The 6,200-nt window shown below is 41.0% G+C and carries 5 protein-coding genes and 7 tRNA genes; 1 reads left to right on the plus strand and 11 read right to left on the minus strand.

Annotated elements, in window-relative coordinates:
* Positions 1–58: 58 nt before the first annotated feature.
* The 11 genes from speE to DP73_RS15385 all read right to left on the minus strand — a co-directional run bounded on the left by speE (position 59) and on the right by DP73_RS15385 (position 5,302).
* A complete protein-coding gene (gene speE / locus DP73_RS15335) occupies positions 59–913 on the minus strand; it encodes a polyamine aminopropyltransferase (RefSeq protein WP_034600604.1) in 855 nt (284 codons plus the stop codon).
* A gap of 2 nt (positions 914–915) precedes the next feature.
* Positions 916–2,367: an aminotransferase class I/II-fold pyridoxal phosphate-dependent enzyme gene (locus DP73_RS15340; RefSeq protein ID WP_034600605.1), complete on the minus strand. Its 1,452-nt coding sequence runs from the start codon at positions 2,365–2,367 to the stop codon at positions 916–918.
* Positions 2,368–2,515: 148 nt separating this feature from the next.
* Positions 2,516–2,592 (minus strand) — tRNA-Val (locus DP73_RS15345).
* Between the two features lie 3 nt (positions 2,593–2,595).
* Positions 2,596–2,683: transfer RNA gene (locus DP73_RS15350), tRNA-Leu, on the minus strand.
* Between the two features lie 8 nt (positions 2,684–2,691).
* Positions 2,692–2,766, minus strand: a tRNA-Cys gene (locus DP73_RS15355).
* 9 nt (positions 2,767–2,775) lie between these two features.
* Positions 2,776–2,850 (minus strand) — tRNA-Gly (locus tag DP73_RS15360).
* 1 nt (position 2,851) lies between these two features.
* A tRNA-Phe gene (locus tag DP73_RS15365) sits at positions 2,852–2,927 on the minus strand.
* 44 nt (positions 2,928–2,971) lie between these two features.
* A tRNA-Asp gene (locus DP73_RS15370) sits at positions 2,972–3,047 on the minus strand.
* Between the two features lie 22 nt (positions 3,048–3,069).
* Positions 3,070–3,145, minus strand: a tRNA-Val gene (locus DP73_RS15375).
* A 223-nt stretch (positions 3,146–3,368) separates the two neighbouring features.
* The gene (locus tag DP73_RS15380) at positions 3,369–4,646 is read right to left on the minus strand and encodes a glycosyltransferase family 2 protein (protein WP_034600606.1); all 1,278 of its coding nucleotides are present in this window, start codon (positions 4,644–4,646) and stop codon (positions 3,369–3,371) included.
* A gap of 335 nt (positions 4,647–4,981) precedes the next feature.
* Complete coding sequence (locus DP73_RS15385) at positions 4,982–5,302, minus strand: hypothetical protein (protein WP_081963060.1); 321 nt, start codon at positions 5,300–5,302, stop codon at positions 4,982–4,984.
* Positions 5,303–5,413: 111 nt separating this feature from the next.
* Here DP73_RS15385 and DP73_RS24225 point away from each other — a divergent pair, with 111 nt between their 5' ends.
* A complete protein-coding gene (locus DP73_RS24225) occupies positions 5,414–5,542 on the plus strand; it encodes a hypothetical protein (RefSeq protein WP_014901130.1) in 129 nt (42 codons plus the stop codon).
* Positions 5,543–6,200 lie beyond the last annotated feature (658 nt).

The raw sequence follows: 6,200 nt of genomic DNA on the forward strand, positions 1-6,200 counted from the left end.
TTATTTTAATACGTCTCACTGACAGGTATCATCTCTAAAAATACCAAGTTTTGCTTTATCACTCACCGGCGTTAGCGAGTAATTCTAGTACATAGTTTGGAAGGGCAAAACACCCTTTATGAATTTCAGTATTGTAATACTTTGTAGTCAGTCCGAGACTGTTCCATGCTTGCTGATCTATGTCAATTAGCGGATCATAGGTTTTAGATGCAAACCCAAACAGCCAGTGCCCCGAGGGATAACTTGGAATATGGGCTTGATAAACTCTGCAAACCGGGAAAAGCTCTCTAATACGTTTATGGGCTCTCTGCATGGATTTGGCATACTCCTGATAATAGGGACTTTCATGTTGGTTAACCAGAATACCATCTTCCTTTAAGGCCTTATAGCAGTTCCCATAGAATTCTTTAGTGAACAACCCTTCCCCTGGACCAAAAGGATCCGTTGAATCAACAATAATTAGGTCATATGAGTTTTCCTTAGACCGCACAAATTTCAGTCCGTCCTCAAAATAAAGTTGTACTCTTGGATCATCCAGCTTACAGGCCGTCTGGGGGAAAAATTTTCTACAGACATCTACTACCATTTTATCGATTTCTACCATATCAATTTTTTCAATGGTGTTGTAACGAGTAAGTTCTCTGACCGTTCCGCCGTCTCCTGCCCCAATCACTAAAACATTCTTTATCTTACGGTTGGTTGCCATCGGAACATGGACGATCATATCATGATAGATAAACTCATCTTTTTCCGTAACCATCATCAATCCGTCAAGGGTAAAGAAATTGCCAAACTCCATTGAGTGAAAGACATCGATTCTTTGAAACTCACTTTGGTCTGTATAGAGACACTTATCGACCTTTATCGAAAAACGGACATTTTCCGTGTGTTGTTCGGTATACCATAATTCCATCCCTATTCCTCCAGTACTCTAATGTTTTCAATGGACATGTCTTCCGTGCCTGTAAGGGAACTGCCTTTAGACTTTGCATAAGCGATATAATCGATGATTTCTTCAGTTATCCGTTCCCCAGGTGCTAAAATCGGAATACCTGGGGGGTAACACATGACAAACTCACCGCTTATATAGCCTGTACTGTCTCCAATAGCTACAGAACGTTGGTTGGAGTAGAAGGCTTTCTGCGGTGCCATCACAACCTCCGGATTAATATACTCATGATCAAGCATTCCCGATTTATCTTTTGTATATAATCTTTTTATTTCGGATAATGATGAAACTAGACGTTCCAAGGCCAGGGCACGGTCACCAACCGAAATTATGGCAAGAATGTTTCCGATATCACCCAACTCAATTTGAATTCCATAATCGTCGCGCAAAATATCGTAAACTTCAATTCCGGCCAGACCTATCTCTCGGGTATGGACAGAAAGCTTAGTATGGTCAAAATCATATACCGAATCCCCATTAATAAGTTCCGTAGAAAAAGCGTAGTAGCCGCCAATTTTATTAATTTCCTCCCGGGCATAATGAGCAAGAGCAGAGGCTTTTTCGAAGATACTCTTACCGCCAAGAGCTAAGTTCCTTCTGGAAATATCTAATGAAGAGAGCAGCAGGTATGAACCGCTGGTGGTTTGAGTTAAATTAATCGTTTGTCGGACATGACCCGTGTTCAGACGCTCTCCTTTTAACAAAAAAGAACTTTGGGTCAGGGATCCGCCTGTCTTGTGCATGCTAACTGCAGCCATATCAGCTCCGGCTGCCATAGCACTGATTGGTAAGTTATCTCCGAAGTAGAAGTGTGAACCATGGGCCTCATCAACCAAAACATACATATTGTGGCGATGAGCAAGTTCTGTTATGGTCTTCAGATCAGAGCAAATTCCGTAGTAGGTTGGGTTATTTATAAAGATTGCTTTCGCATCCGGATGCTCTGCAATGGCTTTTTGAACATCGCTAATTGACATACCTAAGGGGATCCCCAGCTTTTTATTAACGCCAGGGTTTACATAAACAGGAATAGCTCCACTAATGATTAGAGCGTTGATAGCACTTCTGTGGACATTCCGCGGCATAATTACTTTATCGCCCTGTTTGCAGACACTCATAATCATTGCTTGAACCGCCGATGTGGTACCATTAACCATGAAAAAGGCATGATGAGCGCCGAAAGCATCCGCCGCAAGCTCCTCAGCTTCTTTAATAACTGAGACTGGATGGACAAGGTTATCCAGCGGTTTCATGGAATTAACATCTACCGAAAGACATTTCTCCCCCAAAAACTCTGTAAGCTCCGGGTTTCCTTTGCCTTGCTTATGTCCCGGTACGTCAAATGGTACTACACGCATTGATTTGTACTTTAGCAAAGCCTCATAAATCGGTGCCTTGCTTTGTTGATGTGAATGCATAAAACCACCTTCTTTCCTTGACCATATTGATGAGAGGGAATAATTTAGAGTTGCAAAATAAAATTACCCATTGACCTAAATCAATGAGTAATGTAACGCTCTTTTTGTTGACAGGTAGGTCTATGTTACTATAAACCTTAATTTCATATGGTGGGTTTGAGAGGACTCGAACCTCCGACCCCCGCGATGTCAACGCGGTACTCTAACCAGCTGAGCTACAAACCCATATGGTGCCGATGACCGGAATCGAACCGGTACGGATGTTAAGTCCGCGGGATTTTAAGTCCCGTGCGTCTGCCAGTTACGCCACATCGGCAAATGAATTGGAGGCGGCACTCAGATTTGAACTGAGGAATAGAGGTTTTGCAGACCTCTGCCTTACCACTTGGCTATGCCGCCATTTGTTATTGGAGCGGGTGACGAGATTCGAACTCGCGACTTTCACCTTGGCAAGGTGACACTCTACCACTGAGTTACACCCGCATGGTGCCTCAGGACGGAATCGAACCGCCGACACGAGGATTTTCAGTCCTCTGCTCTACCGACTGAGCTACCGAGGCAAATGGAGGGATGTTGATAGATTTTACTATCCTGTTATAAAATATGGCGACCCCGATCGGACTTGAACCGACGATCTCCTGCGTGACAGGCAGGCATGTTGACCACTACACCACGGGGCCATCTTACAACCAATATCAATACTGGTGGGCGATGACGGGCTCGAACCGCCGACATCCTGCTTGTAAGGCAGGCGCTCTACCAACTGAGCTAATCACCCGAGAACTGACGATTATCAGTATACACAAAAAACGGCTTTGTGTCAAAGGCTTTTTTTAAAATTTTAAAATAAAATTTTACTAACTCTTAACAGAAGCGTTGGTGGAATTCAATGATTATAAAAAGAAGGCCTGTACAGACCTTCTTCAAAATACCAGGGAACGGTTTAAAGTACTAAACAATGTTGCAAAAGCAAAATTTATTAGAATAAAGCATACTTCAGATTAATTTGATGAGACTTTTTTCTGTTTAACCGCTACTTCCTCAATACTTAGTGAGCGAGTATGCTTGGTATGTGACCACTGCTTATCCTTACGATTTATAAACCCTAAAAACACAATAGGAATCCAACTATAGATAAAAATCGGATATAGAATAAGCCCTACATAGGCTCGCCAAGGTAGACGATCAAGAGCCAATGCCGCAACCGGATATAGGTATTGGAAAGCGGACAAAATTTGCCACCCTGTCCAAGGCATTACCAAGGTGAACACATGAGTGTATTGAGGTTGAAAGGCGTCTATTAGATTGGTTAGCATGAAAAAAGTGGCAATCATTACAAGTGCAGGTTGAAAGAGGTGAATTGCAGCATCTAAATACATTATTTTCTTCTCTCTTATACCCTTGATTACGAGAGGAAAAAAGTAACGTCCGGCTACATCAACCTGCCCTTGGGCCCAACGTTTCCGCTGATGCCAAGCTTGAACAAATGTTAATGGCTTTTCATCATATACAACTGCATCATGTGCCCAAGTTGTCTTAATCCCATGAGAAAGAGCCTTCATACTGAATTCGAGGTCTTCCGTTAAGGAGGTGGCCCCCCATCCGAATTCTTTCAGCACGTCTGTAGAAATGCACATACCTGTTCCACCCAACACATTTGAAAGGCGACCGGTGTTAAATCTGGCCAGCTGCAGCATTCGATTAGTTACCCAAAACGCAATGGAAAATGTGTTTGTAACCCATGTATCAAATGGATTCTTAGAATCGAGATAGCATTGAACAATTTTATGCCCTTGGCAAAGCTTGCTATTCATTTCGAATAGGAAGTTTTCCTTAACTAGATTATCTGCATCAAAAATAACTATTGCGTCATACTGGCGTTCCATCTTAAATAAGCGATAAAACATCCACTCTAAGGCGTACCCTTTTCCGCGCTTCTCAGTATTAAAGCGACGATGTACAATAGCTCCGGCGTTCTTTGCTATTAAAGAAGTCTTATCTGTACAATTGTCTGCAACCACAAAAATATCGTACAATTCTCGGGGATAGTTCAGCTGAAGTAAATTCTCAACTAGTGGGCCAATAACAGCTTCCTCATTATGGGCCGCTACCACTATCGCAAAACTCTTCTCTGGCGTATGTATCTTAATCTCTTTTTTCCTGTAAAGTCCAAACATTGAAAGGACGAAATAATAGAAGGTTAAAAATATAATGATAACTTGAACTGGCACCATAATGACATTAAAAATCTGTGTGCCCGTGATTCCAGATAAATCCACAGATTCAACCCCTTTCTTAACCCATAAAATTTTAACATAGGAATGGCCCCTATGCAAGATAATAGATACGACAATTATAGACAGTTTGTCCACTTAGTGTATGTAATTAAGTATTATTTAAGTATATCTACACTTAGAACCATGATAGGGCTAATTATCTAAAAAAGCAAAGCATTTCTAAAGAATCAGATGGATGCGCGTAAAGCAGCAGACTTTTTTTCATCCAAATTAACAAAGGTTTCGAAATGCTTAGCTAATTTGTGAGAGCTTTTCTCTAATTTTGTTGGATAATTTTCAACGCTTATGTATTTTTTGACTCCAAGAATTTACTAAGATTAGCGTCGTTCATTAATTTTAAGTAAAAAAAACATTACAAGTGAACCAATAAACAATAGTAACAAAAAGCTTACTTTTATTCCAAGCCCTAATGAATACCAATAAACGTCTCCTACACGTGCACCAGAAACCCATGGAACAAACAAACGAAAAATATAAGCAAATCCGCCGCCGATAACAATGAAAAGCAAAACAACCGAAACCAGCAATAGTATACCCATTACACCTATGGGAGTATCCAAGCGCCAACGACGTATTATGTCCCTTTTCATCCATTCCATTTCCAAGCTAACCATTCTGGCCCATTTGCGCCACATCATTCATCACCTCATATTATTTTATGAAGAGATTTATAAGGTTCTACAAATCTTTAGCAAAAGTATAAAAACATTTAAAATTGGGCAAAATCGCGAGCAAGGAGGTGGGGCAGTATGCCAGTACCGTCACAAGATGGTAAATTTGTTCATTGTTCCTATTGTGGCCAAAAGTTTCGTTTTGGCTATGACGCAAGTTTACATGAAAAAGAAAAACACTCCGATCAACTATCATCAAATTTGTAAATGGTCATCATGACGTAATCAAAAATACCATCTCAATTTAGGCAAGAAAATAACTCCAATGGGGAGATTTTCTTGCCTAATTCATCGAGGCCATTATAATAATCTTTTATCATGTTATGTCGGTATACCATTAAACTCATAACAATATCTGAAATATATGCATATTAAGCCACCCTGGAGCTTATTAGTATTGGTTCCACATTCCGCTTCCACAACACTAAGACAAAAGCGGTCTCTTCTAATCTATACGAGTAAACCAGACCGCTTTTTAATACCTCTTTAAATTTTTGGGCCAATTTTCTACACGGCCCTTTATAATTATCAAAGTCATGTTAAATCCACTCATATTAGCCAGTAGATTGCCACTATCTAATTCGTGGTAAGCGAATTTTTTAGGGTTGCGAACCCGGCGAATATAATGGTATTGTCCCACAAGGCTCTCAACGAGTACTAGGCGCTGAAGATAAGCATTCCAGCCTTCCCCACCCCACCTCTGATCCCTCCTAGTTAGGGTGATTTTTTGCTACACTGAGACTTATAGGGCATACTCCTGCAGTGTGGATCGTGGAACCCCTCGACCCCAAACTCATAAATATACGCAGAAAGACCATCTCATGTAGAGATGGCCTTCGCTTGTTTACCTGGCAATAACCTACTT

The sequence above is a fragment of the Desulfosporosinus sp. HMP52 genome (assembly GCF_000765145.1).
Taxonomy (GTDB): Bacteria; Bacillota; Desulfitobacteriia; order Desulfitobacteriales; family Desulfitobacteriaceae; genus Desulfosporosinus.

Coding starts and splice junctions, on each gene's coding strand:
- DP73_RS15385 (WP_081963060.1), bottom strand. CDS start 5,302: ATGATGTGGCGCAAATGGGCCAGAATGGTTAGCTTGGAAATGGAATGG.
- DP73_RS24225 (WP_014901130.1), top strand. CDS start 5,414: ATGCCAGTACCGTCACAAGATGGTAAATTTGTTCATTGTTCCTATTGT.
- speE (WP_034600604.1), bottom strand. CDS start 913: ATGGAATTATGGTATACCGAACAACACACGGAAAATGTCCGTTTTTCG.
- DP73_RS15340 (WP_034600605.1), bottom strand. CDS start 2,367: ATGCATTCACATCAACAAAGCAAGGCACCGATTTATGAGGCTTTGCTA.